22 protein-coding genes are annotated in these 24,907 nt (G+C 73.6%); 8 read left to right on the top strand and 14 right to left on the bottom strand.

Annotated elements, in window-relative coordinates; genetic code table 11:
• The first annotated feature begins 12 nt into the window (after positions 1–12).
• The 4 genes from CPE01_RS09560 (at position 13) to CPE01_RS09545 (ending at position 5,722) form a co-directional block, all read left to right on the top strand.
• Entirely contained in the window at positions 13–432 is a 420-nt protein-coding gene (locus CPE01_RS09560; RefSeq protein WP_307723689.1) for an HNH endonuclease, read from the top strand.
• Positions 433–442: 10 nt separating this feature from the next.
• A complete protein-coding gene (locus CPE01_RS09555) occupies positions 443–2,641 on the top strand; it encodes a DEAD/DEAH box helicase (protein ID WP_222592897.1) in 2,199 nt (732 codons plus the stop codon).
• A 191-nt stretch (positions 2,642–2,832) separates the two neighbouring features.
• Entirely contained in the window at positions 2,833–4,209 is a 1,377-nt protein-coding gene (locus CPE01_RS09550) for a hypothetical protein (RefSeq protein ID WP_186811486.1), read from the top strand.
• 106 nt (positions 4,210–4,315) lie between these two features.
• A complete protein-coding gene (locus CPE01_RS09545; RefSeq protein WP_146806421.1) occupies positions 4,316–5,722 on the top strand; it encodes a hypothetical protein in 1,407 nt (468 codons plus the stop codon).
• A 148-nt stretch (positions 5,723–5,870) separates the two neighbouring features.
• On the opposite strand, the gene CPE01_RS09540 is transcribed toward CPE01_RS09545, so the two are convergent.
• From CPE01_RS09540 to glmS, 6 genes are all read right to left on the bottom strand, one after another.
• Positions 5,871–7,526: an ABC transporter permease gene (locus CPE01_RS09540; RefSeq protein ID WP_146806420.1), complete on the bottom strand. Its 1,656-nt coding sequence runs from the start codon at positions 7,524–7,526 to the stop codon at positions 5,871–5,873.
• The gene (locus CPE01_RS09535; RefSeq protein WP_146806419.1) at positions 7,523–8,452 is read right to left on the bottom strand and encodes an ABC transporter ATP-binding protein; all 930 of its coding nucleotides are present in this window, start codon (positions 8,450–8,452) and stop codon (positions 7,523–7,525) included. The genes CPE01_RS09540 and CPE01_RS09535 overlap by 4 nt, the downstream gene beginning before the upstream one ends.
• 51 nt (positions 8,453–8,503) lie before the next feature.
• Positions 8,504–9,196, bottom strand: a complete 693-nt coding sequence (locus tag CPE01_RS09530; RefSeq protein WP_222592896.1) for a TetR/AcrR family transcriptional regulator — start codon at positions 9,194–9,196, stop codon at positions 8,504–8,506.
• Positions 9,197–9,267: 71 nt separating this feature from the next.
• Entirely contained in the window at positions 9,268–9,621 is a 354-nt protein-coding gene (locus tag CPE01_RS09525; protein WP_146806418.1) for a holo-ACP synthase, read from the bottom strand.
• Positions 9,618–9,953, bottom strand: a complete 336-nt coding sequence (locus tag CPE01_RS09520) for a nucleoside triphosphate pyrophosphohydrolase family protein (RefSeq protein WP_146806417.1) — start codon at positions 9,951–9,953, stop codon at positions 9,618–9,620. Before CPE01_RS09520 ends, CPE01_RS09525 begins: the two co-directional genes overlap by 4 nt.
• 3 nt (positions 9,954–9,956) lie before the next feature.
• Positions 9,957–11,813, bottom strand: coding sequence for a glutamine--fructose-6-phosphate transaminase (isomerizing) (gene glmS / locus CPE01_RS09515; RefSeq protein ID WP_146806416.1), 1,857 nt, complete (start codon positions 11,811–11,813; stop codon positions 9,957–9,959).
• 104 nt (positions 11,814–11,917) lie between these two features.
• Here glmS and coaA point away from each other — a divergent pair, with 104 nt between their 5' ends.
• Positions 11,918–12,883, top strand: coding sequence for a type I pantothenate kinase (gene coaA / locus CPE01_RS09510; RefSeq protein ID WP_146806415.1), 966 nt, complete (start codon positions 11,918–11,920; stop codon positions 12,881–12,883).
• Between the two features lie 22 nt (positions 12,884–12,905).
• Here the strand turns inward: coaA and CPE01_RS09505 are convergent, their stop codons facing one another.
• From CPE01_RS09505 to CPE01_RS09480, 6 genes are all read right to left on the bottom strand, one after another.
• Positions 12,906–13,619, bottom strand: coding sequence for a DedA family protein (locus CPE01_RS09505; RefSeq protein WP_146806414.1), 714 nt, complete (start codon positions 13,617–13,619; stop codon positions 12,906–12,908).
• Between the two features lie 222 nt (positions 13,620–13,841).
• Positions 13,842–14,492 (bottom strand): peptide deformylase, encoded by a 651-nt coding sequence (locus CPE01_RS09500; protein WP_146806413.1) that lies wholly within the window; start codon positions 14,490–14,492, stop codon positions 13,842–13,844.
• Complete coding sequence (gene glmM / locus CPE01_RS09495; protein WP_146806412.1) at positions 14,489–15,835, bottom strand: phosphoglucosamine mutase; 1,347 nt, start codon at positions 15,833–15,835, stop codon at positions 14,489–14,491. Before glmM ends, CPE01_RS09500 begins: the two co-directional genes overlap by 4 nt.
• A 168-nt stretch (positions 15,836–16,003) precedes the next feature.
• Positions 16,004–16,489 (bottom strand): 30S ribosomal protein S9, encoded by a 486-nt coding sequence (rpsI, locus tag CPE01_RS09490; protein ID WP_146806411.1) that lies wholly within the window; start codon positions 16,487–16,489, stop codon positions 16,004–16,006.
• A 33-nt stretch (positions 16,490–16,522) separates the two neighbouring features.
• Complete coding sequence (rplM, locus tag CPE01_RS09485) at positions 16,523–16,972, bottom strand: 50S ribosomal protein L13 (RefSeq protein ID WP_146806410.1); 450 nt, start codon at positions 16,970–16,972, stop codon at positions 16,523–16,525.
• 306 nt (positions 16,973–17,278) lie between these two features.
• Positions 17,279–18,166: a LysR family transcriptional regulator ArgP gene (locus CPE01_RS09480; RefSeq protein ID WP_146806409.1), complete on the bottom strand. Its 888-nt coding sequence runs from the start codon at positions 18,164–18,166 to the stop codon at positions 17,279–17,281.
• A gap of 44 nt (positions 18,167–18,210) precedes the next feature.
• Here CPE01_RS09480 and CPE01_RS09475 point away from each other — a divergent pair, with 44 nt between their 5' ends.
• Positions 18,211–18,846, top strand: a complete 636-nt coding sequence (locus CPE01_RS09475; protein WP_222592895.1) for a LysE/ArgO family amino acid transporter — start codon at positions 18,211–18,213, stop codon at positions 18,844–18,846.
• Between the two features lie 21 nt (positions 18,847–18,867).
• Here the strand turns inward: CPE01_RS09475 and CPE01_RS09470 are convergent, their stop codons facing one another.
• Entirely contained in the window at positions 18,868–20,550 is a 1,683-nt protein-coding gene (locus CPE01_RS09470) for an ABC-F family ATP-binding cassette domain-containing protein (protein WP_146806408.1), read from the bottom strand.
• Between the two features lie 103 nt (positions 20,551–20,653).
• On the opposite strand from CPE01_RS09470, the gene CPE01_RS09465 reads away from it, so the two are divergent.
• Both CPE01_RS09465 and CPE01_RS09460 read left to right on the top strand, forming a co-directional pair.
• A complete protein-coding gene (locus CPE01_RS09465) occupies positions 20,654–21,088 on the top strand; it encodes a DUF5709 domain-containing protein (RefSeq protein ID WP_146806407.1) in 435 nt (144 codons plus the stop codon).
• 118 nt (positions 21,089–21,206) lie between these two features.
• Positions 21,207–22,046: a CAP domain-containing protein gene (locus tag CPE01_RS09460; protein ID WP_186811485.1), complete on the top strand. Its 840-nt coding sequence runs from the start codon at positions 21,207–21,209 to the stop codon at positions 22,044–22,046.
• Between the two features lie 48 nt (positions 22,047–22,094).
• Here the strand turns inward: CPE01_RS09460 and CPE01_RS09455 are convergent, their stop codons facing one another.
• The gene (locus tag CPE01_RS09455; RefSeq protein WP_146806405.1) at positions 22,095–24,824 is read right to left on the bottom strand and encodes a cation-translocating P-type ATPase; all 2,730 of its coding nucleotides are present in this window, start codon (positions 24,822–24,824) and stop codon (positions 22,095–22,097) included.
• Between the last annotated feature and the right edge of the window lie 83 nt (positions 24,825–24,907).

Raw genomic sequence — 24,907 nt, 5'->3', positions numbered from 1 at the left:
TAGCCTGCCCGCGTGAAGAAGGTGCGCAGCCGGGCAGCAGCGGCGCGGTACGCGCGGCGCCGCAGCTCGCGGATGGCGCGCGCGGACAACGACCTCACGCCGGCGCAGTGGGGCGCGCTGCGCGCCGCGTGGTCGGGGTGCGCGTACTGCGGTGCGCACGACGTCCCGCTGCAGAAGGACTGCGTGCTGCCGCTGTCGCGAGGCGGCCGCTACACGCTCGAGAACGTCGTGCCCGCGTGCCGCTCGTGCAACGCGAGCAAGTGCAACCAGGAGGTCACGCACTGGCTGCGGGTCAAGCGTCTCGACGAGGCCGCGTTCCTGCTGCGTCACCAGGCGATCAGCGCCGAGCTGATCCGTGCCGACCTGACTGCTGCCGAGCTCGAGCGCCCGGAGCCGGCACCCGCGCACGTCGACGAGGCACCCGGCGGCTAGGTTCGGGCCCGTGATCACGCAGGACGAGGTGCGCGGCGAGGTCGGGCGACCGCGTCGGGCGAGCCGCGCCGACGTGGTCGCGGTGCTCGGCGAGGCGCAGGCGCAGGCGGCCTGGGCGGCGGCGCTCGTCGCCGACGTGGACGCCGCCCGCTCCGGGGTCGTGAGCGCGTTCGAGGCCATGCGGGCACGGCGCGCCGAGGCCGATCTCGCGCGCGTCCCCGTCGACCGCGTGCGCGACGTGACCGAGGGGCGGCTCTCGCTCGACGGCCTGGCCGCGCACGGCGTGCGCACGATCGCCGACGTGCTGCGCGCCGGCACCCACGGCCTGCAGGCGGCACCGGGGATCGGGCCGCAGACGGCCGCGCGGGTCGTCGCCGCGGCCGAGCAGATCGAGCGTGCCGCGCGCGAGAGCGTGCAGCTGCGCATCGAGGTCGACCCGTCCGACCGGCTCGCGACCGAGCTGCTGCAGGCGGTGCGCACGTGGGAGTCCGTCGTCGCGGACGACGAGACGCTCGTCCCGCAGCTCCGGCGGTTCGTCGGCGACGTGGCGCTCGCGACCCTCGCCGCGGCCCCCGCGGCGGCGCACCCGCTGCGTCGCCTGTTCATCGCGGGAGCCCGCAAGGCCGCCGCCGACGAGGCGGTCGGCCACCTGACCGACCTCGTGCGGTGGGCGCGGTCCGCCGATCTGGCCGCCGCCGCGACGCGCGTCGCGCAGACGGTCCGCCACGTCGTGCCGGCACCCGCGGCCTGGGCCGACTTCGAGCGGCGCTCCGCGACGTACTACGCGCTGCTCGCCCCGCTGGTCGACCTGCGCGAGGACGTCGCGGCGGCCACCGGGTTCCTGCCCTCAGAGATCGTCGAGCGCATCGAGGCCCAGCACCTCGACGAGTCGCTGCTGCGCGCCTCCCTGCGCGGCTACCAGGCGTTCGGCGCGCGGTTCGCGCTCGTGCAGCGCCGCGTGATCGTCGGCGACGAGATGGGGCTCGGCAAGACGGTCCAGGCGATCGCCGCGATGGCGCACCTGGTCGCGGGCGGCGCGACGCACGTGCTCGTGGTCGCCCCCGCGTCCGTGCTCCACAGCTGGGTGCGCGAGATCGCGACGCACAGCGCCCTGACGGCCCTGCTGCTGCACGGCGAGCAGCGCGACGAGGCCGCGGCGCACTGGGCGGCGCGCGGCGGGGTCGCGGTCACGACGTTCAGCACGCTGCGCCGGCTCGCCCTCGACGACGTGAGCCCCGCGATGCTCGTCGTCGACGAGGCCCACTTCGTCAAGAACCCCGACGCCAAGCGCAGCCGGGCCGTCGCCCGCGTGGCGCAGCGCTCCGAGCGCGTGCTGTTCCTCACGGGCACGCCGATGGAGCACACGGTCGACGAGTTCTGCTCGCTCGTGCGCCACCTGCGGCCCGACCTCGCGGACACGATCGACCCGGGTGCGGGAGCGGCGGGCGCGGACGCGTTCCGGTCCGCGGTCGCTCCCGTGTACCTGCGCCGCAACCTCGACGACGTGCTCACCGAGCTGCCGCCGCTCGTGCAGGTCGACGAGTGGGAGGAGTTCGGCGCGGTCGACGGCGCCGCCTACCGCGCCGCGGTCGAGGCCGGGAGCTTCCCCGCGATGCGCCGCGCCGCGTTCGCGTCGGGCGACCCGCACGAGAGCGCGAAGCTCGAGCGGCTCCTGGAGATCTGCGCCGAGGCCGGCGCGAACGGGGACAAGGTCATGGTGTTCTCGTGGTTCCGCGAGGTGCTGGACGTCGTGCACGCGGCGCTGTCGCCGACGACGCGCACGTTCGGACCGCTCACGGGGTCCACGTCCGCCGCAGGGCGCCAGCGCCTCGTCGACGAGTTCACCGCGGCACCCGGTGGCGCGGTGCTCGTCGCGCAGGTGCGGGCCGGTGGCGTGGGCCTCAACATCCAGGCGGCCTCCGTCGTCGTCCTCTGCGAGCCGCAGGTGTCCCCCGCGCTCGAGGCCCAGGCGATCGCCCGCACCCACCGCATGGGTCAGGTGCGGACCGTGCGCGTCCACCGGCTCGTCGTCGAGGACTCCGTGGACCAGCGCCTGCTCGAGACGCTCGAGACCAAGCGCGGCGTGTTCGACGCGTACGTGCGCGAGTCCGCGCTGACGGAGGCGGCCGCAGCCGCGGTCGACGTCTCGGCGCCGCACCTGGCGCGCGCGGTCGTCGCCGAGGAGCAGACGCGGCTCGCCACCCGGTAGGACCTTCGGACTGGGCCGAACGGGTGGTGTGAACGCGCCCGCGGCCGAGGCTCCCGACATAGTCGACAACTCGGGCTACCCGTCTGAGTGACGGTAAACCCGCAGGTCAGCGAAGTGCGCCATCCTCGCGCGGGGCGATGCGCCCGGCTTGCGGCCCACGCCCGCACCTGACCACCGACCAAAGGACCCGCATGACCTCGCTCTCTGCACGAGCTCCCAAGCGACTGCTCGCCGCTGCCACGACGCTCGCCGCCCTGGTGGCCGCGAGCCTGCTCGGCGCGGCACCCGCCGAGGCGGCCGACGCCGACACGATCACCGGGAAGGTGACCGCGCCGTCCGGCGTCGAGGTCGACCTCGACGACGTCGTCGTGCTCGCCTGGGTGCCGGGAGCGAGGGGCTTCGACATCGCCGGCGCGGGCGACGTCGCGAGCGACGGCACCTTCCGGGTCTGGGACCTCGCACCAGGTGGCCCGTACCAGCTCTCCGTGCTCGACACGAGCGGAGTCCTGGCGACCTCGTACTACGCCGGGACCGGCAAAGTCACCGGGCTGTCGTCGGGGGCGAAGACCGTCGCGCCGGGTGCGACCAACATCCGCATCTCCCCGGTGGCCTCGGCGCCGGTGACCAACGTGCGCGTCGTCGCGCCCGCGGGGGTCGCGCCCTCCTGGTGGGAGGACACCCTCGGCATCTACGTCATCGAGCCCGGGACCGGCCGCCTGTCCGGCTTCACCCCCGGCTCGGGCCTGTCCGCGCAGCCGGGTCAGCCGCTGAGCGCGCCGGCCGGCCTCGACGCGCCGCGCACCGCCGTGCCCGCCGCGGGCGGCACCGACGTGCTCCGGCTCCCCACGAGCGGCCTGTTCCCGGGCGTCGGCTACGCGCTCGCGCTCGTGCAGGACGGGAGCGACGCGAGCCTGTCGCGCTCCTACTACTACGGCGGGGCGAAGCGCGCCGTGACGTCGTCGCTGGCCGACGCCGGGTCCTTCGTCGCCGGCAACGCGGTGGACGTCTACCTGCTGGGTGCCACCGCGAAGACGGCGCCGACGATCTCGGGCACCGCGCAGGTCGGCAAGAAGCTCACCGCCAAGGCGGGCACGTTCTCGATGGCCGGCAAGGTCTCCTACCAGTGGCTGCGCAACGGCAAGGCGATCTCCGGCGCGACGTCGTCGACCTACACGCTGCGCGGCGCGGACCACGGGGCCAAGGTCTCCGTGCGCACGACGCTGTCGCCCACGGCCGCGGGCTACGGGCAGGCCGTGAAGTCCTCCGCGCAGACCGCCAAGGTCAAGGCGGGTGCCGCTCCCAAGGCGACCGCCCTGCCGAAGATCACCGGCACCGCGAAGGTCGGCAAGAAGCTCACCGCGAGCCGCGGCACCTGGTCGCTGACCGGCCTGAGCTACTCCTACCGCTGGCTGCGCGACGGCAAGGAGATCACGGGCGCCACGAAGTCGACGTACGTCCTGACGAAGTCCGACGCCGGCAAGAAGATCTCCGTGCGCGTCACGGCGAAGAAGACCGGGTACACCAGCGGCACCGCCCGCTCGGCGAGCACCGCCACCGTCGCCAGGTGACCCCCGCGAGGGCCCCGTCCACGCACGCCGGCGGACGGGGCCCTCGTGCGCACTCCCCGATCCCCCACCAGATCCCCTTCCCCTCCAGCACACACGAAGGATCCCGATGCACCTCACCCGACCCCGCGCGGCCGCGGCGCTCACGACGCTCGCCGCCGTGCTCGCCGCCAGCGTCATCAGCGCCGCACCCGCCGCAGCCGCCGACAGCACGACGATCAGCGGCACCGTCCAGCTCCCCTCCGGGGCCGAGTACGGCCCGATCTCGGTGATCGCCTGGGCACCGGGTGAGACGTACTACGACGCCACGAGCGTCGACCAGCCCGAGGAGGACGGGACGTTCGAGCTCACCGGGCTGACGTCCGGCGCGTCCTACCAGGTGGCCGTCCACGACGCGAGCGGCACGGTCAGCTGGGGCTACTACGCGTCGGGCAAGGTCGTGCCCACGGCGACCGACGCCGCGATGGTCAAGGCCGGCTCCTCCCGACTGACGATCAAGGCGCGCACCGCCGCCCCCGTGACCGACATCAGCGTCGTGCTCCCCCCGGACACCTACCCGTCCTGGAACCCCGCGGAGTTCATCGTCCTCGAGGCGGGCACCGGTCGCGCCGTCGCGAGCGCGGGCAACCGTGCCGTCCTCACGTCCGCCGGCTCGGTCGCACCGCTCGGCGCCCTGCCGTCCCTCGCCGACCGGAAGGCGCGCGCGACCGCCGCGAGCGGGGCCTTCGCCGCCGCCGCCGCGACCGCCTCCTCGACGCAGGAGGCGGTGCGCATGAGCATGCCGACGAGCGGGCTCGTCTCGGGCGTGGACTACACGTTCGCGATCCCGGTGTCCGTGGACGGCGTGGAGCCCAGCCTGGACGACGCCTACTTCTACGGCGGTGTCGACCGCGGGATGGTCCGCTCCCTGTCGAACGCGGCGACGTTCCGAGGCGGCGCGGTCACGGTCGACGTCCTCGTCATGGGCGCGACCGCGAAGACGGCTCCGACCATCTCCGGCACCGCCAAGGTCGGCAAGACGCTCACCGCCAAGGCGGGCACGTTCTCGATGGCCGGCAAGGTCTCCTACCAGTGGCTGCGCAACGGCGCGGCCATCTCGGGCGCGACGGCGTCGACCTACACGCTGCGCAGCGCGGACCAGGGCAAGAGGATCTCCGTCCGCACCACGCTCAAGCCCACCACCCCGGGCTACGGCCACGCGGTGAGGTCCTCGGCGCAGACCGCGAAGGTCGTGATCGGCGACGCCCCGAAGGCGACCACGCTGCCGAAGATCAGCGGCACCGTGAAGGTCGGCAAGAAGCTCACCGCGACCCGCGGCTCCTGGTCGCTGACCGGCCTGACCTACACCTACCGCTGGCAGCGGGACGGCAAGGACATCACGGGCGCGACGAAGTCGACCTACGTCCTGACGAAGGCCGACGCGGGCAAGAAGATCCGCGTCAAGGTCACGGCCTCGAGGGCCGGCTACACCACCGGCACGGCCCGTTCGAACCCGACGGTCGCCGTCGCGAGGTGACCCACGCCGAAGGCCCCGTCCCCACCCGGGACGGGGCCTTCGTGGTTCCCGGCGCGCGGCCCCGACGGTCCCGTCTCTGACGAGAACCTCAGGGTCGTCGTCGATGATGCGCGCCGCAGCGCGCCGGGCGGCGGCGCGCGCCGCACCGTCACGCCGGCTGGATGTCCCGCCGGGAGAACCGATCGAGACCGGCCCAGGTGAGCGCGCCGCCGACGAGGGTCAGGAGCACCAACGGCGTCCAGGACAGCTCCTCCACGGGAAGGTAGGGCACGGCGGCGAGCGGCAGGGCGTCCAGCAGCCACTCGGGCAGCCCGAAGACCTCGCCCAGCATCGTGGTGAACCACATCGCGACCATGACGCCCCACGTGACGGGCACCGCGATCCGAGGCGCCCAGCCGAACAGCGCGACCGCCAGGCCGACCAGCACCATCACCGCCGGCCAGTACGCGAGCGTGGCGCCCGCCATCGCGCCCGCCTGCGACGGGTCGTCCACGGTCGAGCCGTAGACCGCGCCCAGGAGGGCACCGCCGAGGACGAGCAGGACGGCAGACCCGACGACGGGGATGAGGAGCCGCTGGACGGCCCACCGGATGCGCGAGATGCCGCCGGCGAGCTGCGGCTCGATGATGCCGCTCGCCTCGTCCGTCCGGAGCGAGACCGCCGACTGGATCGCGAAGATCGCCGTGACCAGGGCGATCATGCTCGCGAGCATCGCGAGCAGAGCCGGGACACCGGCGCCACGCAGGAAGCTCCCCGCCTCCCCGCCCACGTCGTCCACGAGGTCGGTCATCGCCTCGACGACGGAGCCGAACAGCAACGCCGCGAGGACGACGGCACCGGTCCATCCGATGATCGGGCCGCGCTGCAGACGCAGGCCCAGCCCCAGAGGGGAGGCGAGCCGGCGCGGCGCCCAGCCGCGGCCGGGGCGGGCCGCGACCAGCCCTGCACCGTGGTCCCGCCTGCTCTCGACGACGAGGGCGCCTGCCAGCAAGGCGGCCGTCAGGGCGACGAGCAGCACGAACGGCCACCACCGGTTGCCGGCGAACGGTTCCATCCTCTGACCCCAGCCGATCGGCGAGGCCCAGGTCAGCGCGCCGCTGCCGAGGTCGCCGATCATGCGCAGGACGTAGCAGCCCACGATGACGACCGAGCCGAGCGCGTTCGCACCCCGGGCGGTGGACGCGACCTGCCCGGCCGCCGCCGCCACGCCGAGCCCGAACAGCCCGACGCCCGTGACGGACGCGCCGAGCACGAGCGATCCGGCGATCCCGGTCCCGTCGGGGTCGAGCCCCTCGACGGCGGACACCAGCGCGACTCCCGCCCCGACGAGGAGGCAGAGCGCCGCGAGGACGAGCCACGACGACACCGTGTGCGCGTGCAGGCCCAGCATGCGCGAGCGCAGCAGCTCGGTGCGGCCCGCTTCCTCGTCGGCGCGACCGTTGCGCGTCGTGAGGAAGACCACGCCGATCGCCAGGGCCAGCGCGATGGTCATCCACCCCTTCGTCCAGACCGCGCCGCCCAGGGTGTCTGCGGCCGGGGACAGGCCCGTCAGCGCCTTGATGCCCGGGGTGTTGGAGACGGCGGCGAAGTCGTCGAGCGCCTCCTGCGTGGGGAAGAGCTCCTGGTAGTAGGAGGCGATGTAGGCGAGCATCGCGACGAGCGCGACGAGCCAGACCGCCAGCCGGACCCGGTTGCGTCGCAGGACGAGACGCACCATCGGCCCGAGGCCGGCGAGGGCGTCGGACGCGCGACGAGGAGCCGACGCCACGGCGCGGCGCTGCCCGAGCGTCGTCGGAGCGCTCATCGTGCACCGCCGTCGCCGGCGAGGGCCGCGAGCTCGTCGCCGTAGTGGCGCAGGAACAGCTCCTCCAGCGACGGGGGGTTGGCGACGAGCGAACGCGGGCCGAGCTCGGCGACGCGGGCCAGCGCGGCCGGGAGCGCGGACTCGTCGACCGCGAAGGTGACGTGCCGGTCGACGACCGTCAGGTCGTGGACCCCCGGCAGCCCTGCGAGCCCGTCGACGCCGCGGTCGAGCACCGCCGTGACCTGGGTACGCGTGAGGTGACGCAGCTCTGCGATCGTCCCGGACTCGACCGTGGCGCCCTCGCGGATGATCGTGACCCGGTCGGCGAGCTTCTCGACCTCCGCGAAGATGTGGCTGGACAGCAGGACGGACCGACCCTGCGCCTTCACCTCGCGGATCGACTCGGTGAACGCTGCCTCCATGAGCGGGTCGAGACCGCTCGTGGGTTCGTCCAGCAGCAGCAGCTCGGCGTCGGACGCCAGGGCGGCGACGAGCGCGACCTTCTGCCGGTTGCCCTTGGAGTACGTGCGGGCCTTCTTGGTGGGATCCAGCTCGAAGCGCTCGAGCATCGCCTGCTTGCGCCGGGGGTCGAGCGGTCCGGAGATGCGGCAGAGGATGTCGATCGCCTCGCCGCCCGTGAGGTTCGGCCACAGGGTGACGTCCCCGGGGACGTAGGCGATGCGGCGGTGCAGGCGGACGGCGTCCGTCCACGGGTCGCCGTCGAGGACGGTGACGGTGCCTGCGTCGGCTTTCAGGAGGCCGAGCAGGACGCGGATGGCGGTCGTCTTGCCGGCCCCGTTCGGACCGAGGAAGCCGGTGACCTGACCGGTCGGGACGACGAGGTCCAGCCCGCGCAGCGCGTGGACGGGGCCGAAGCTCTTGTGGAGGCCCTCGATCTGCAGGGCCATGGAGCTGGTGGTGGGCATGGGTGGTCCTTGGACGTGGTGACGGGGTGGTGACGCGGACGGCGGTGGCCGTCACGCGCTCGGCGGCTCGGACTGGTCCTGCTCGTCGCCGGGCGGGTCGCCCACGTACAGCAGGTAGTCGTCGAGCATCCGCCGGGAGGTCAGCAGACCCTCCGTGAACAGCTCCAAGGTCGGCAGGACGTGGTCGCGGCTGCCCTTGCTCATCGTCAGGACGAACGCGCTGGGGGTGGACTCGGGAAGCGTGAGGAACTGCAGCAGCAACCCCCCCATCGTCTGGTGGACGAGGTACCGCACACGGGCTTCCTCGTCCCGCGAGGGGCGCACCAGCCCCGACTCCACGGCCGCTCTCATCACCTCCCGCGCCTTCTCGACGAGGTGCTCGAGGAAGCGCTGCGCCGCGGGGCCGCCGGCATGGACGGCACGCAGCATGTACACGACGAGCGCGGCCGCCGGTCCCGGGTCGGTCAGGTTCGCGAAGAGGAACCCGCTGGGGTCGCCGAGGCTGCTCGTCTTCAGCGCTTCGTACCGGCGCAGCACCTCGGCGTCGCACTGCTCGCGCAGCGCGGCCTTGGACCGGAAGTGGTGGGTGATCAGCGCCGGCGAGACGCCCGCGCGCTCGGCGATGGCCTTGAACGACGCGTCAAACCCCTGCTCGGCGAAGCACTCGATCGCCGCGTCGCGAATCCTCGCCCACGCGGTGAGCTCGCTCGACGGCCGGTCGACCGGCATCGATGCTGTACGCACAACCAGCACGCTATACGCGCAACCAGCCGCGCACAACGCCTCGGGACCATCGACCCCGAGCAGTCCTCGCGTCAGTCGCGCTCGGCGACGACCATCGCGGAGGCGATGCCCGCGTCGTGCGAGATCGACAGGTGCCAGCGCGTGACGCCGAGCTCGGCGGCCCGCGCGAGCACCGTGCCGGTCACCTCGACGACGGGCTGCGCACCGACGACGCGGCGCACGGTCGCGTCCTGCCAGGACATTCCCGGCGGGGCGCCCAGCGCCTTGGCGATGGCCTCCTTCGCGGCGAACCGCGCCGCGAGCGACGTCTCGGGCATGCGGCGCTCGTCGGGCGTGAACAGCCGCTCGCGCAGCGCCGGGACCCGGTGCAGCGTCGCGACGAACCGCGCGACGTCGACGACGTCGATGCCGACCCCGACGATCACGGCTGCGGCTCCAGGTCCTGCTCCTCGACCAGGTGCTTCCAGCGCAGCCACTTGCGCTCGACGGCCTCGTCGAGGTCCACGCCGAGGCGGTGCGCGACGATCATGAGCATGCCGAGCGCGTCCGCGACCTCGTCGCGCAGGGCGTCGGCGAGCTCGGCGGGGTCGCCCTGGTGGCGTGAGCGACCCGTCGCCGCGAGGTAGGCGCGCGTCAGCTCGCCGACCTCCTCGCCCAGCTTGAGCACCGCCCAGTCGTCCGTGCGCTCGATCCCGTGCAGCCGCGCGTAGACGCGGCTGATGGTCTCGACCTCACGCTGCGCGTCGGCGAGCTCCACCGGTCACTCGACCGTGACGGACTTCGCCAGGTTGCGCGGCTGGTCGACGTCGAGGCCCTTGGCGGTCGCGAGCTCGCACGCGAAGACCTGCAGCGGCACCACCGCGAGCAGCGGCGCGAGCAGCGTGGGCGCCTGCGGGACGTAGAACACCTCGTCGGCGAACGGACGCACCGCCTCGTCGCCGTCCTCCGCGATCACCAGGGTGCGCGCGCCGCGGGCGCGGATCTCCTGGATGTTCGAGACGACCTTCGAGTGCAACGAGTGACGGCCGCGCGGGGACGGCACGACGACGAACACGGGCTGACCGGGCTCGATGAGCGCGATCGGGCCGTGCTTGAGCTCGCCCGCCGCGAAGCCCTCGGCGTGGATGTACGCGAGCTCCTTGAGCTTGAGCGCACCCTCCATCGCGACCGGGAAGCCCACGTGCCGTCCGAGGAACAGCACCGACTGCGTGTCGGCCATCCACCGCGCGATCTCGCGGACGCGGCCGGCACGGTCGAGGACCTGCTGGATCTTGTCGGGGATCGCGCGCAGCTCGTCGAGGATCGACTTCACCTCGTCGGCGTACATGTTTCCGCGCAGCTGCGCGAGGTAGAGGCCCAGCAGGTACGCGGCCGTGATCTGCGCGAGGAACGCCTTGGTCGAGGCGACCGCGATCTCCGGGCCGGCGTGCGTGTAGAGCACCGCGTCGGACTCGCGCGGGATCGTCGAGCCGTGCGTGTTGACGATCGCGAGGACCTTGGCGCCCTGCTCGCGCGCGTGGCGCACGGCCATGAGGGTGTCCATGGTCTCGCCGGACTGCGAGACCGCGACGACGAGCGTGCGCTCGTCGACCACCGGGTCGCGGTAGCGGAACTCGTGCGCGAGCTCGACCTCGACCGGGATGCGGCACCAGTGCTCGATCGCGTACTTGGCGACGTGGCCCGCGTACGCGGCCGTGCCGCACGCGATCACGACGATCTTGTCGACCGCACGCAGCAGCGACTCGTCGATCCGGACCTCGTCGAGGACGAGGCGACCGCTGACGTCGGTGCGGCCCAGCAGCGTGTCCGCGACGGCGTGCGGCTGGTCGTGGATCTCCTTGTCCATGAAGGACGGGTAGCCGCCCTTCTCGGCGGCGGCGGCGTCCCAGTCGACCGTGTAGCGGCGGGCCTGCGCGGGCTTGCCGTCGAAGTCCGTGACCTCGACCGACTCCGGCGTGATCGTCACGACCTGGTCCTGGCCGAGCTCGAGGGCCTCGCGCGTGTGCGCGATGAACGCCGCGACGTCCGAGCCCAGGAAGTTCTCACCCTCACCCAGGCCGACGACGAGCGGCGAGTCGTGCCGTGCACCGACCACCGTGTCCGGGTCGTCGGCGTGCACGGCCAGCAGCGTGAACGTGCCCTCGAGCGTGCGCGCGACGTGCGCCATCGCCGCCGTGAGGTCGCCCGTCTGCCCGTAGGCGCGCGCGATGAGCTGGGCCGCGACCTCGGTGTCCGTCTCCGAGAGGAACTCGACGCCCTCGGCGAGGAGCTCGGCCTTGAGGATCGCGAAGTTCTCGACGATGCCGTTGTGGATCACCGCGAGCTTGCCCGCGACGTGCGGGTGCGCGTTGAGGTCGGTGGGTCCGCCGTGCGTCGCCCAGCGGGTGTGGCCGATCGCGGCGGTCGCGTCCGGCAGCGGGTGCGCGTCGATCTCCTCGACGAGGTTGGCGAGCTTGCCGGCCTTCTTGGCGGTCGCGAGGTCGTGCGACGGGCCGACGAGCGCCACGCCTGCCGAGTCGTACCCGCGGTACTCGAGTCGACGCAGTCCCTCCAGGACCACGTCGAGCGGGCGGGCGCTGGCGACCTGGCTACCCACGTAGCCGACGATTCCACACATGGCGGCGAGTCTATCCGCCGGCGTCGGGACACCGGCCGCGAAAGAGACGACTCGGGCGTCGCCCGCGTCACGTGCGCGGCGCCCTCGTCCGGCACAATCGACCTGTGCTCCCGTCGTCGTCGACGCCGTCCCTGGCGCCCGCCACGCCCTACGTCGACCTCGACCGCGAGGCGTGGCGCCGCCTGTCGGCGTCCACCCCCCTGCCGCTGACCGACGCGGACGTCGACCGCCTCGCCGGCATCGGCGACCCGATCGACCTCGCGGAGGTCGACGCGATCTACCGCCCCATCTCGCGCCTGCTCGACCTGTACATCGAGGCGACGCGCGGCCTGCACGCCGCGTCCTCGACCTTCCTGCGCGAGGACATCACCCCGACGCCGTTCGTCATCGGCGTCGCGGGGTCGGTCGCGGTCGGCAAGTCCACCACGGCACGCCTCCTGCGCGAGCTGCTCGCACGCTGGCCCGCGACGCCGCGCGTGCAGCTCGTGACCACCGACGGCTTCCTCTACCCGAACGCGGAGCTCGAGCGCCGCGGCCTCATGCAGCGCAAGGGCTTCCCGGAGTCGTACGACCGGCGCGCGCTGCTGCGCTTCGTGTCCAAGGTCAAGGCGGGCCGGCCCGAGGTCAGCGCGCCCGTCTACTCCCACCTCACGTACGACATCGTGCCCGGCGAGCAGACCGTGGTGCGGCGGCCCGACGTGCTGATCGTCGAGGGGCTCAACGTGCTGCAGCCCGCGCGCCCGTCCGCGGAGGGCACGTCGAGCCTCGCGGTGAGCGACTTCTTCGACTTCTCGATCTACGTCGACGCCAAGCCGCGCGACGTGCGGCAGTGGTACGTCGACCGGTTCCTGAGCCTGCGGCGGACCGCGTTCGCGGACCCGGCCTCGTACTTCCACCGGTACGCGTCGCTGTCCGACGACGAAGCCGTCGAGCGTGCCGAGTCCATCTGGGACTCCATCAACGCGCCGAACCTCGAGCAGAACATCCTGCCGACGCGCAGTCGCGCGACGCTCGTGCTCACGAAGGGCTCGGACCACAGCGTCCAGCGCGTGCGCCTGCGCAAGCTGTAGCGGAGCGTCAGGCGAGCGGGCCTCAGGCGGGCGGGACCCGCGTGCCGGGCTCGTGATCGGGTGCCGACGACGCCCGTCCGGTCACCTCGTCCTCGTCGCCGGGCGCGGTGCTCGCCACGGTCGTCGCCTCGTCCGGCGCGTCGCCACCCATCCAGCGGCGCAGCAGCCAGTCGACGACGATCCCGATGACCACACCACCGACGACCCCGACGACCACGCCCCACAGCGGCGAGTGGTCGCGGAGCGCGGCGCCCGCGCTGACCCCGATCGCGGTCGAGTAGCAGGCCCACGTCACGGCCGCGATCCCCGCCAGCAGCGTGAACCGGCGGCGCGGGTAGCGGACGGCACCCGCGGTCATGTTGACCGCGACGCGGCCCACGGGGATGTAGCGCGCGGCGATGATGAACGACGCACCCCGGCGTTCGAGCGCGCGTTCGGCCCACGCGAGCGCGGCCTGCGCCTTGCCGGAGCGGAACAGGCGCAGCTCGTGCACCTTGACGCGCGTGCCGATCGTGTACGCGAGCTGGTCGCCCGTGAACGCCCCCGCCGCGGCGACCGGGACCAGGAGCCAGAGGTTCGGCTCACCGCCGGGACCGACCGCCAGCGCGGCCAGCGCGATCACCACCGACTCGCTGGGGATCGGCGGGAAGAAGCCGTCGATGGCCGCGAACAGGTACATCGCCAGGTAGACCCACGGCGATCCCGCGAGATCGAGCGCCCACTGCTCCAAGCCCATCTCGCTCCGTCCGTCCGAGGCTGTCCGCTGACCACGGGCATCGCCCCGTGGTCCACCGTACGTGGCCGCGGACCGCGGCGGCACCCGTGACCACCCTGAGACGCCCCCGGTTCACCCCGACGACGCGAGCCCTGCCCAGTCCCAACGCGCGCCGGACGCCCGCAGTTCCGTACCCGCAGGCCGGCGCACCGCAGCCACCCTGCCGGGCGGTCGGGCGAGGGCTCAGGTGGGGAGCGTGAAGCCGAGCGCGGCGGATGCCGCCTCGGGACGCGGCTCGCTCGCCCAGCGCAGACCCACCTCGTCGGCGGCCGCGAGCGAGCGCAGCTCGGCCCGGTCCAGGTACAGCGTCCCGCGCAGGTGGTCGGTCTCGTGCTGCACGATCCGCGCGGACCAGCCCGTGACCACCTCGTCGAGCGCGGCGCCGGTCTCGTCGGCGCCCGTGAGCCGCACCTGCCGGTGCCGTGCGACGACCGCCTGGTAGCCGGGCACCGACAGGCACCCCTCGTAGAACGACGACAGCGCATCGCCCACGGGCTCGTAGGACGGGTTCACCAGGACGCGGAACGGCAGCGGCGCGCGCTCGCGCACCTCGGCGACGCGCTCGTCGGGCACGCCGGCGTCCTCGACGACGGCGAGCGCGAGCGGCAGGCCGATCTGCGGTGCCGCGAGACCCACGCCGGGCGCGGCGCGCATGGTCCGGTGCATGACGTCGAGCAGTGCCGCGAGCTCGTCGGCCTGGAGCTGGCCGTCGTACGGGTGCGCGACCGCGCGCAGCACGGGGTGCCCGGCGCGCACGATCGGCGCCGGGCGCTCACCGGTGCGCTCGAGCAGCCGCAGCACCTCGTCGCGGAGCTGGGCGTCGAGCGTGGTCACAGGGCCAGCCGGTCCCGGACGACGTCCGCCAGCTCGCCGGCCACCGCGTCGGCGTCGTCCTGCGTCGCGGCCTCGACCATGACGCGCACGAGCGGCTCCGTGCCGCTGGGGCGCAGCAGCACGCGGCCCGTGCGTCCGAGGCGCTGCTCGGCCGCGGCGACGGCGGCCGCGAGCGCCTCGTCGTCGGTGCGGCTCTTGTCCACGCCCGGGACGTTGATGAGCGTCTGCGGCAGGCGCTGCACGATCGAGGCGAGCTCGTGCAGCGGCGTGCCGGTCTGCGCGACGCGCGAGGCCAGGTGCAGCGCGGTGAGCACGCCGTCACCCGTGGTCGCGTGCTTGGACATGATGATGTGGCCCGACTGCTCGCCGCCGAGCGTGTACCCGCCGGCGCGCATGGCCTCGAGCACATAGCGGTCGCCGACCGCGGTGTCGAGCGTGCGGATGCCGACCGAGTCCATGCCGAGCCGCAGACCGAGGTTGCTCATCACGGTCGCGACGAGCGTGTCCTCGGCGAGCCCGCCCTGGTCGCGCAGCGCGACCGCGAGCACGCCCATGATCTGGTCGCCGTCGACGAGCGTGCCGAAGCTGTCGACCGCGAGGCAGCGGTCCGCGTCGCCGTCGAACGCGACACCGAGATCCGCACCCGAGGCCACGACGAACGCCTGCAACTGCTCGGGGTGGGTCGAGCCGCACTGCTCGTTGATGTTGCGGCCGTCGGGCGAGGCGTTGATGACGACGACGTCCGCACCTGCCTCGCGCAGCGCGACCGGGCCGACCTCGCTCGCCGCGCCGTTCGCGCAGTCGACCGCGATCCGCAGGCCCTTGAGCGGCGTCGAGATGCTGCCGACGAGGTGCTGGACGTACGCGTCGCCCGCGCCACCCGTGTCGACGCGGATGCGACCCACGGCGCCGCCGACGGGCCGGTCCCAGTCCTCACCGATGCGCGCCTCGATGGCCGCCTCGAGGTCGTCGTCGAGCTTGTGCCCGCCGCGCGCGAGGAACTTGATGCCGTTGTCCGGCATGGGGTTGTGCGACGCGGAGAGCACGACGCCGATGTCGACGCCCATGGTCGCGGTCAGGTAGGCGACCGCGGGCGTGGGCAGCACGCCGACGTTGTGCACGTCGACGCCTGCGGAGGCGAGCCCCGCGGAGATGGCCGCGGCGAGGAACTCGCCCGACGCCCGCGAGTCGCGTCCCACGACCGCACGTGGCCGGTGGCCCTCGAACTCGCCGAGCGAGCCGAGGACGTGGGCGGCGGCGACCGCGAGGTCGAGCGCGAGCTCCGCCGTGACGTCGCGGTTCGCGAGCCCGCGCACCCCGTCGGTACCGAACAGCTGACCCATGTCAGACCCCTTCGTCGTCGCGCGTGCAACGTTACTGGCCCGGGCACCCCGTCTCCGGGTGTCCGGGGGCGGCCGGTCAGGCCGCGGTGCGGACGGCTCGTCGCGGCCCGCACATGCCGATGGCCCCTCCGGTCGGGTGACCGGCGGGGCCATCGGGCTGGCGCTGGATCAGCGCTTCGAGTACTGGGGCGCCTTGCGGGCCTTCTTGAGACCGGCCTTCTTGCGCTCGACCACACGCGCGTCACGCGTGAGGAAGCCGGCCTTCTTGAGCGCCGGACGGTTGTGCTCGGCGTCGATCGCGTTGAGCGCGCGGGCGATGCCCAGGCGCACCGCGCCGGCCTGGCCGGACACGCCGCCACCCGTCACGCGGACGATGACGTCGAAGCGACCCTCGACGTCCACGACCTTGAGCGGGGAGTTCACGAGCTGCTGGTGCACCTTGTTCGGGAAGTAGTCCTCGAGGGTGCGGCCGTTGATCTTCCACTCGCCGGTGCCGGGCACCAGGCGAACGCGGGCGATCGCCTCCTTGCGGCGGCCGAGGGCCTGACCGGGGGCGGTGATGCTCTGTCCGCGGCCCGTGGGGGCCGACGTCTCAGAGGTGTAGCTGGTGGGCGTCTCGTCCTCGAGGTCGATGTCGACCGTCGTCTCTGCCACGTGGATGTCCTGTCGTCTCTACTCGCGCCGGCCTCAGGCCTGCTGCGCGACCTGGGTGATCTCGAACGGCTTCGGCTGCTGCGCCTGGTGCGGGTGCGTGGCACCCGCGTAGACCTTGAGCTTGCCGAGCTGCTGACGGGCGAGCGAGCTCTTGGGGAGCATGCCGCGGACGGCCTTCTCGATCGCGCGCTCGGGGTGCTTGGCCAGGAGCTCCGTGTACGGGGTGGCCCGCAGACCGCCCGGGTAGCCGGAGTGGCGGTACGCGAGCTTGTTCTCGCGCTTGTTGCCCGTGAGGGCGACCTTCTCCGCGTTGATGACGATGACGAAGTCACCGCCGTCGACGTGAGGCGCGAAGGTGGCCTTGTGCTTGCCGCGGAGCAGCGTGGCCACGTGGGTGGCCAGACGGCCCAGGACGACATCGGTCGCGTCGATGACGTACCAGTTCCGCTCGATCTCGCCCGGCTTCGGGGTGTACGTACGCACGGTCGTTGCCTTCGTCTCGTGTTGCCGTTGTGGCGACCGGAGGCCAGCGCGCAGGCGCGCCGAACCGGTCGATGCTGTCGGTGGCGCATCCGCGGACCGGAGAGTGGGAACGCACCGGGCCTACCATCGGTCCGCGTGGTGAGAAGCCACGGGCGCACGACAGGGACGCACAACGACTCAACAGACTACCTGCGCGCGTCGGCAGGGGTCAAAACAGGTCTTCGTCACATCGGCAGCCCGCACCCCGGTGCTCCGGCCACCTGGAGCTCCGCGGGAGCCCGCCCGCGCGCATCACCCCCGCACACATCACCGCAGCGCAGCGGCCGCTGCTCGCACCACGCGCTCCGTGAGGTCGTCGAGCGTGGCGGTCCGCAGCGCCCAGTGCTGCCAGTACAGCGGCACGTCGAGCCACGGCTCGGGGGCGAGCTCGACGAGCGTGCCGGCAGCCAGCGGGCCGGCCGCGGCGGCCTCGGGCACCATCCCCCAGCCGAGCCCCGCGACGAGCGTCGCGACGAACGCGCTGTTCGACGGCACGTGGTGCACGGGAGGGTGCACCGCGCGCCCGGCGAGGCGCTGCGCGAACCGGTGCTGCAGCGCGTCCTGCCGGTTGAACGCGATCGCGGGTGCCCGGTCGAGCGCGGCCGCGTCGACGCCGTCGGCGAACCAGCGCTCGCGCACGCGCGGTGCGGCGACCGCGAGGTAGCGCATGGCGCCGAGCGGGCGGACGCGGCACCCCTGCACGGCATGCGCGTCGGCGGTGACCGCCGCGGTCACGGTGCCGTCGCGCAGGAGCTCGGCCGTGCGGTCCTGGTCCTCGCGTCGCAGGTCGACGACGACGCCGTCGGGCAGGCCGACGAGCGCGGCGGGGAACCAGCTCGACAACGAGTCGGCGTTGACCGCGACCGCCAGGCGCGTCGGCGAGCTCGCCTCGGGGCCTCCGTCGCCCAGCAGGGCGGTCGCGTCGTGCTCGAGCACGGCGAGCTGCGACGCGAGCCGGGCCAGCACCGCGCCCGGCTCGGTGGGCCGGCACGGACGTGCGCGGACCACGAGGACGCGCCCGACCTGCTGCTCGAGCCCGCGGATGCGCTGGCTCACCGCCGACGGCGTGACGTGCAGCCGTGCGGCGGCGGCCTCGAACGTGCCCTCGTCGAGCACGGCGGACAGCGCACGCAGCTGCTCGCGGTCGAAGTTCATGAAGCAAGGCTAATGCTCCTGCAGAAACCTGAGATGGACGCGGTATGACGAGCGCGCCTAGCGTCCTCGTCGTGCTCCCCTCCCTCGTCGCGGGCTTCCTCGCGTGCCTCGGCCTCATCGTCGCCATCGGCGCGCAGAACGCGTTCGTGCTGCGGCAGGGCATCCGGCGCGAGCACGTCGCCGCGGTCGTCGTGCTGTGCACCGCGGGCGACCTGGTGCTCGTGACCGCGGGGATCGCCGGGCTCGGCCCGCTCGTCGCGTCGCGCCCGGCCGCGCTGACCGCGGCCAGGTGGTTCGGCGCGGCGTTCCTCGCCTACCTCGCGGTCGCGGCGGTGCGCCGCGCCCGCCGCCCCGAGCGCCTCGACCCCGCGGGCACCGCGTCCGGCACCGAGCGCGCGTCGCGGCGCGCGGTCGTCCTGACCTGCCTCGCGCTGACGTTCCTGAACCCGCACGTGTACCTCGACACCGTGGTGCTGCTCGGGTCGCTCGCGCACCAGCAGGCCGCCGCGTGGGCGTTCGGCGCGGGCGCCGTCCTCGCGAGCACCGCGTGGTTCACCGCGCTGGGGTTCGGCGCGACCAGGCTCGCTCCCCTGTTCGCCCGGCCGCGCGCGTGGCAGGTGCTCGACCTCGCCGTCGCCGCGGTCATGGCGGCCCTCGCGGTCACGCTCGTCGTCGCGTGACCCCGGTACGGAGCGGACGCGTCAGCGCACGCGCTCGACGCGCGCGACGTCCCACACGGGCTCAGGCGTCTCGCGCACGGTGCCGTCGGAGCCGAAGACCAGGAACCGGTCGAACGTGCGCGTGAACCAGCGGTCGTGCGTCACCGCCAGCACGGTCCCCTCGAACGCCGCGAGACCCTCCTCGAGCGCCTCGGCCGAGTGCAGGTCGAGGTTGTCCGTGGGCTCGTCGAGCAGCAGCAACGTCGCGCCGCCCAGCTCGAGCAGCAGGATCTGGAACCGCGCCTGCTGCCCGCCCGAGAGCGTCTCGTAGCGCTGCTCGGCCTGGCCGACGAGCTCGTAGCGGTCGAGCGCGCGGCTCGCCTGCTCACGGCCCAGACCGGTGCGGTGCCCGTCCCCGCGGTGCAGGACCTCCAGCAGGGTCTGCCCGACGAGGTCCAGGTGCGTGCGGTTCTGCGCGAACCACCCGGGCCGCACGCGCGAGCCGAGCACCACCGAGCCGGTGTGCGCCACGGGCTCGACGACGACGTCGTCGGCGGGCTCGTGCTCGGGGCCCGGGTCGGAGCCGCCCGCAGCCAGCAGCCGCAGGAAGTGCGACTTGCCCGAGCCGTTCGAGCCGAGCACCGCGACGCGCTCGCCGTAGAAGACCTCGAGGTCGAACGGCTTCATGAGCCCCGTGAGCTCGAGCCCGCGCGCCACGACCGCGCGCTTGGCCGTGCGCCCGCCGCGCAGGCGCATCCGCACCGACTGCTCGCGCACGCGCACCGCGGGCGGCCCGGCCTCCTCGAACTTGCGCAGGCGCGTCTGCGCGGCCTGGTAGCGCGAGGCCATGCCGTCGTTGAACGTCGCGCGCTGCTTGAGGGTGAGCACGAGCGTCTTGAGCTTGGCGTGCTCCTCCTCCCAGCGGCGCAGCAGCTCGTCGGCCCGGCTGCGCCGGTCCTCGCGCGCCTGGTGGTACGTCGCGAACGAACCGCCGTGCACCCACACGGAGGCTCCCGCGGGTGACGGCTCGAGCGTGGCCACGTGCGTGGCGACCGTCGAGAGCAGCTCACGGTCGTGGCTCACGAGCAGCACCGTCTTCGACGACGCGACGAGCTGGTCCTCGAGCCAGCGCTTGGTCGGGACGTCGAGCGCGTTGTCGGGCTCGTCGAGCAGCAGCACCTCGTCGGGACCGCGCAGCAGCGCCTCCAGGACCAGCCGCTTCTGCTCGCCGCCGGACAGCGTGCGCACCTCGCGGTACTGCGCGCGCTCGAACGGGATCGACAGCACCGCGTCGGTGACCTGGTCCCACCCTGCCTCGGCCTCGTACCCCCCGACGTCCGCCCAGTCGACGAGCGCCTGCGCGTACCGCATCTGCGCGGGCTCGTCGTCGACCTGCATCATCGCGAGCTCGGCGGCGGTGAGCTCGGCCGCCGCTGCGGCCACCGCCGCCGGGGCGAGCGAGGCGAGCAGGTCACGGATGCTGCGGTCGTCGTCGATGCGACCGACGTCCTGGCGCATGACGCCGAGCCCGCCGCTGCGCGCCACCGAGCCGGCGTGCGCCTGCTCGTCGTCCGTGATGATCCGCAGCAGCGTCGACTTGCCCACGCCGTTCGGCCCGATGAGCGCGACGCGGGCGCCGTCGGCGACGCGGAACGTCACGTCGTCCAGCAGCGGTCGACCGTCGGGCAGCACGTACCCGACCCCCATCACGTCCAGGTGGCCCATGCAGGCCAGTGTGCGGGCCGCACGTCGGCGCGACCAAGGCCTTTGCCGCTGCGGCCGGCGCCCGGGGGTGGCGGGCTCGCCCGCACGGTGACATCGTCGTGACATGAGCGACACGCCTGCCACCAGCTTCGACCCGGCCACGGGTTCCGACGGGGACACCGACCAGCTCCCGCGCGAGGACACGCTGGTCGACCGCGGCGTCGACGACCTCCTCGACGAGGGCTACTCCCCGCCCGAGCGCGACAACCGCTCGCACTACGGCGAGACCGCGTGGGAGGAGAAGCACCGCGAGACGATCGACCAGCGGATCACGCAGGAGGAGCCCGAGATCTGGGAGGCCGCGCCGCGCGTCGCGGGTGACCGCGAGCAGGACCGCGCGGGCCGGCTGAGCGCCGACGACGACGCCGTCGAGGCGGGCGGGACGGATGCGTTCGCGCGCGACGAGGGCGTCTCGGGCGGCGCGGCCAGCGCCGAGGAGGCCGCGATGCACCTGGTCGACGAGGTGTACGTCGACCAGTCGTACCGCGACGAGGACTGACCGCACCCACCTGACCCGTCCGACCCGTCCGGAGACACCCGCGGACACCCGCAGGCACCCGGACGAGCGGCTCGCGAGAGGTTCCCCCGCCAGGTCACGATCCGATAACGTCCGGTTCGTGCCGGTTTCCGCTCGCGACCCTCGCCGCCGTGACCTGCGTCGACACCGCCGGTGGCGGCGTGCCCGCGCGACGCGTCGACGTCTGCTCGCCGAGGCGACCGCCACGCTCACCCTCGCGGTGGCGGCCGCGCTCGGCGTTCCTCTGCTGCTCGGCCCGAGCCACGACGAGGTCGACATCGGCGCCGCCGTCGTCGAGCTCGTCGGGGACCGTCCGACCGGCGACGCGGCCGGACGCGGTCCGGACCGCACGGCGAGCCGGTCGGCTGGACGTGGCGAGCCGAGCACCACCGCGGACCCGGCACCGTCCGCGTCCCCCTCGTCGGACGCCGACGCGTCCGCGACCGCCCCGGCGCAGGACGCCGCGCGCGCCGCCACGTCACCCGCCGCCGAACCGACCTCGGCGCACCCGGCCGCGCCCACGAGCGCACCGACGACGGCGCCGACCTCCCGCGCCGACGAGCCCGACGAGCCGTCCGCCGACACCGCGTACGCCGAGGCGGTGGTCGAGCTCACGAACGCCGCGCGCCGCGAGGCGGGCCTGGCCGAGCTGGCGGTGTCGCCGTGCGCGACCGAGCAGGCGGTGAGCCGGGCGGCCGTCCTCGTCGCCGAGGACCGCTTCGAGCACGACCCGCTCGACCCGGTGGTCAAGTCCTGCGCCGCCGGCGCGGTGGGCGAGAACCTCGCGCTCGGCTACCCGGACGCGCAGGCCGCCGTCGAGGGCTGGCTCGCCTCGACCGGCCACCGCGAGAACATCCTGCGGCCCGGGTACACCTCGATCGGCGTCGGGTGCGTCACCGGCGAGCACGGCCCGCTGTGCGCGCAGGTGTTCCTCGGCTGACCGGTTCCTCGCCGACCGCCCGGCCGGGTGTCGATCCGGCAGGACGAGTCACTCGGGCAGGGCGCGGCGGGTCACCGACTTCGCGGCCTCGACGAGCAGGAACACGATCACCGCGCCGACGACGGTGATCCCCCAGTCGCGCGGCGCGATGGGCGCGGACCCGAACCAGTCGTGCATGAACGGCGCATACGTGAAGACGAGCTGCAGCACGAGCAGCGCACCGGCCGAGAGCCACACCAGCCGGTTCCCGACGAGGACGCGCCACGTCAGGCTCGTCGTGCCCAGGAACCGGCAGTTGAGCAGGTACGCGAGCTGCCCGAGCGCGAGCATCGCGACCGCGGAGGTCTGCGCGCGCTCGTCGGTCACCCCGAACTGCTCCTTCTCGAGCACGAACACCGCCAGGGTCGAGGCGCCGATCACCACCGACGCGACGAGGATCAGCGCGAGCGAGCGCGGCGAGACCACGTGCGCGTCCGGTGCGCGCGGCGGGCGGCTCATGATGTCGGGCTCGGCGGGCTCGCCCGCGAGCGCGAGCGACAGGGTGACCGCGGTGATGAGGTTGACCCACAGGATCTGCACGGGCGTCAGCGGCAGCGCCAGGCCCAGGAGCACCGCGACGAGGATGACGAGCGACTGCGCACCGTTCGTCGGGAGCAGGAACGCCACGGACTTGCGGATGTTGTCGTAGATCCGCCGCCCCTCCTCGACCGCGCGCTCGATCGTCGCGAAGTTGTCGTCCGCGAGGACGATGTCCGCGGCCTCCTTGGTGGCCTCGGTGCCCTTGATGCCCATCGCGATGCCGATGTCCGCGCGCGTGAGCGCGGGAGCGTCGTTGACGCCGTCGCCGGTCATCGCGACGACCTCGCGGTGCGACTGCAGCGCGCGCACGATCCGGATCTTGTGCTCGGGCGACGTGCGCGCGAACACGTCGACGCCGCGCACGCGCCGACGCAGCTGCTCGTTGCTCATGGCCTCGAGCTCGGCGCCCGTGAGGACGTCGACGTCGTCGCGCTCCTCGTCGGCGACCCCCGCGACGTGCCCGCCGACGATGCCGAGCTCGCGCGCGATCGCCAGCGCGGTGCCGGCGTGGTCGCCCGTGATCATCTTGACCCGGATGCCCGCGCGGTGGCAGTCGGCGATCGCCTCGACCGCCTCGGGACGCGGCGGGTCGACGATCCCGAACAGGCCGAGCAGCTCGAGCTCGGTGCCGACGTCGTCGCCGGTCAGCGCGGACTCGTCCGTCGCGTCGCGCCGGGCCGCGGCGAGCACACGCAGCCCCTGCCCACCGAGCTCGTCGATCTGCCGCTCCCAGTACGCGGTGTCCAGGGGCGCCGAGCCGTAGTCGTCGCGCTGCGTCGTGCAACGGTCGAGCAGGCGGTCGGGGGCGCCGAGCACGTGCACGGCGCGCGTGCCGTCGCCCAGCTTGTCGAGCGTCGCGGCGAACTTCGTCGACGACTCGAACGGGACCTGCGCGAGCCGCTCGGCCGCCGCGCGGTGGCCCAGCTTGTCGCCGAGCACCACGACCGCACCCTCCGTGGGCTGCCCGACGATCCCCCAGTGCCCGTCGGTGTGCACGGCACGCGCGTCGTTGCACAGGACACCCGCGGCGACGAGCGCGGCCAGGTCCGCGCGGTCGTCGAGCGCGACCACTGCCCCGGGCCCGTCGTCGTCGTGCACGCGCACCGCGCCGACGGGCTCGTACCCGAGGCCCTCCACGTCGTACGTGGCCTCTGGCGTGACGACCGTGCGCACCGTCATCTCGTTGCGGGTGAGCGTGCCGGTCTTGTCCGAGCAGACGGTGGTGACCGAGCCGAGCCCCTCGACGGACGTGAGCTTGCGCGTGATCGCGTTGCGTCGGGCCATCTGCTGCACGCCGAGTGCGAGCGTCACGGTCACGAGCGCGGGCAGCCCCTCCGGGACCGCGGCGACCGCGAACCCGATCGCCGCGGACACGAGCTCGTCGAGCGCGAAGCTGTGGATCACGCGCCCGATCACGAGCATCGCCGCGGCCATGGCCAGGATGAGCCAGCTCAGCTGCTTGCCGAGCCGCGCGAGCTGACGCGTGAGCGGGGTGTCGAGGTGGTCGACCTCCGCGACGAGCTGCTGGATGCGCCCGATCTCCGTGGCCCCGGCCGTGGCGGTGACGACCGCGATCCCGCGGCCCGTCGTGACGATCGTCCCCGAGAACAGCATCGAGGACCGGTCGCCGACCCCCGCGTCCGCGCCGACGGGCTCGACGTCCTTGTCGGCGGGCACCGACTCGCCCGTGAGCGCGGCCTCCTCGACCTGCAGCGTCGTCGCCTCGACGAGCCGCGCGTCCGCCGGCACGCGGTCGCCCGACCGCACACGCACCACGTCGCCGGGGACCAGGTCGTCGGCGGCGACCGTGCGCCACTCGCCGTCGCGCCGCACGTCCGCCTCGAGCGAGAGCATCGTCGCGATGCCCGCGAGCGCCTTGTCCGCGCGCCCCTCCTGCACGAACCCGACGACCGCGTTGGCGACCGCGACCGCGAGGATCACCGCGAAGTCGACCCAGTCGCCCAGGATCGCCTTGAGCACCGCAGCGGCCAGCAGGATGTAGATGAGCACGTCGTCGAAGTGCACGAGGAACCGCACCACGGCGTTCTTGCGCGGCGGCTCCGGCAGCCGGTTCGGCCCGACCTGCGCGAGGCGACGCTCGGCCTCCGCCTGCGTGAGCCCGTCGGGCGTGGTCCCGAGGGTCGCGAGCACCGTGTCCGGGGTCTCGGCGTGGGCGACGAGCTCGGGCGCGTCCGTCATGGCGTGACCTCTCGACGTGCGGGTACCGGTCCACCTTCAGGCCCTCCCGCCGTCGCGCGTCGGACGTGGGACGACGGGCTCAG

Origin of the sequence: Cellulomonas persica (assembly GCF_007989825.1) — a bacterium.
GTDB classification, from domain to species: domain Bacteria; phylum Actinomycetota; class Actinomycetes; order Actinomycetales; family Cellulomonadaceae; genus Cellulomonas; species Cellulomonas persica.
Note: the sequence above shows the minus strand (reverse complement) of the source record. Positions and strands in the feature narration are given on the sequence as shown.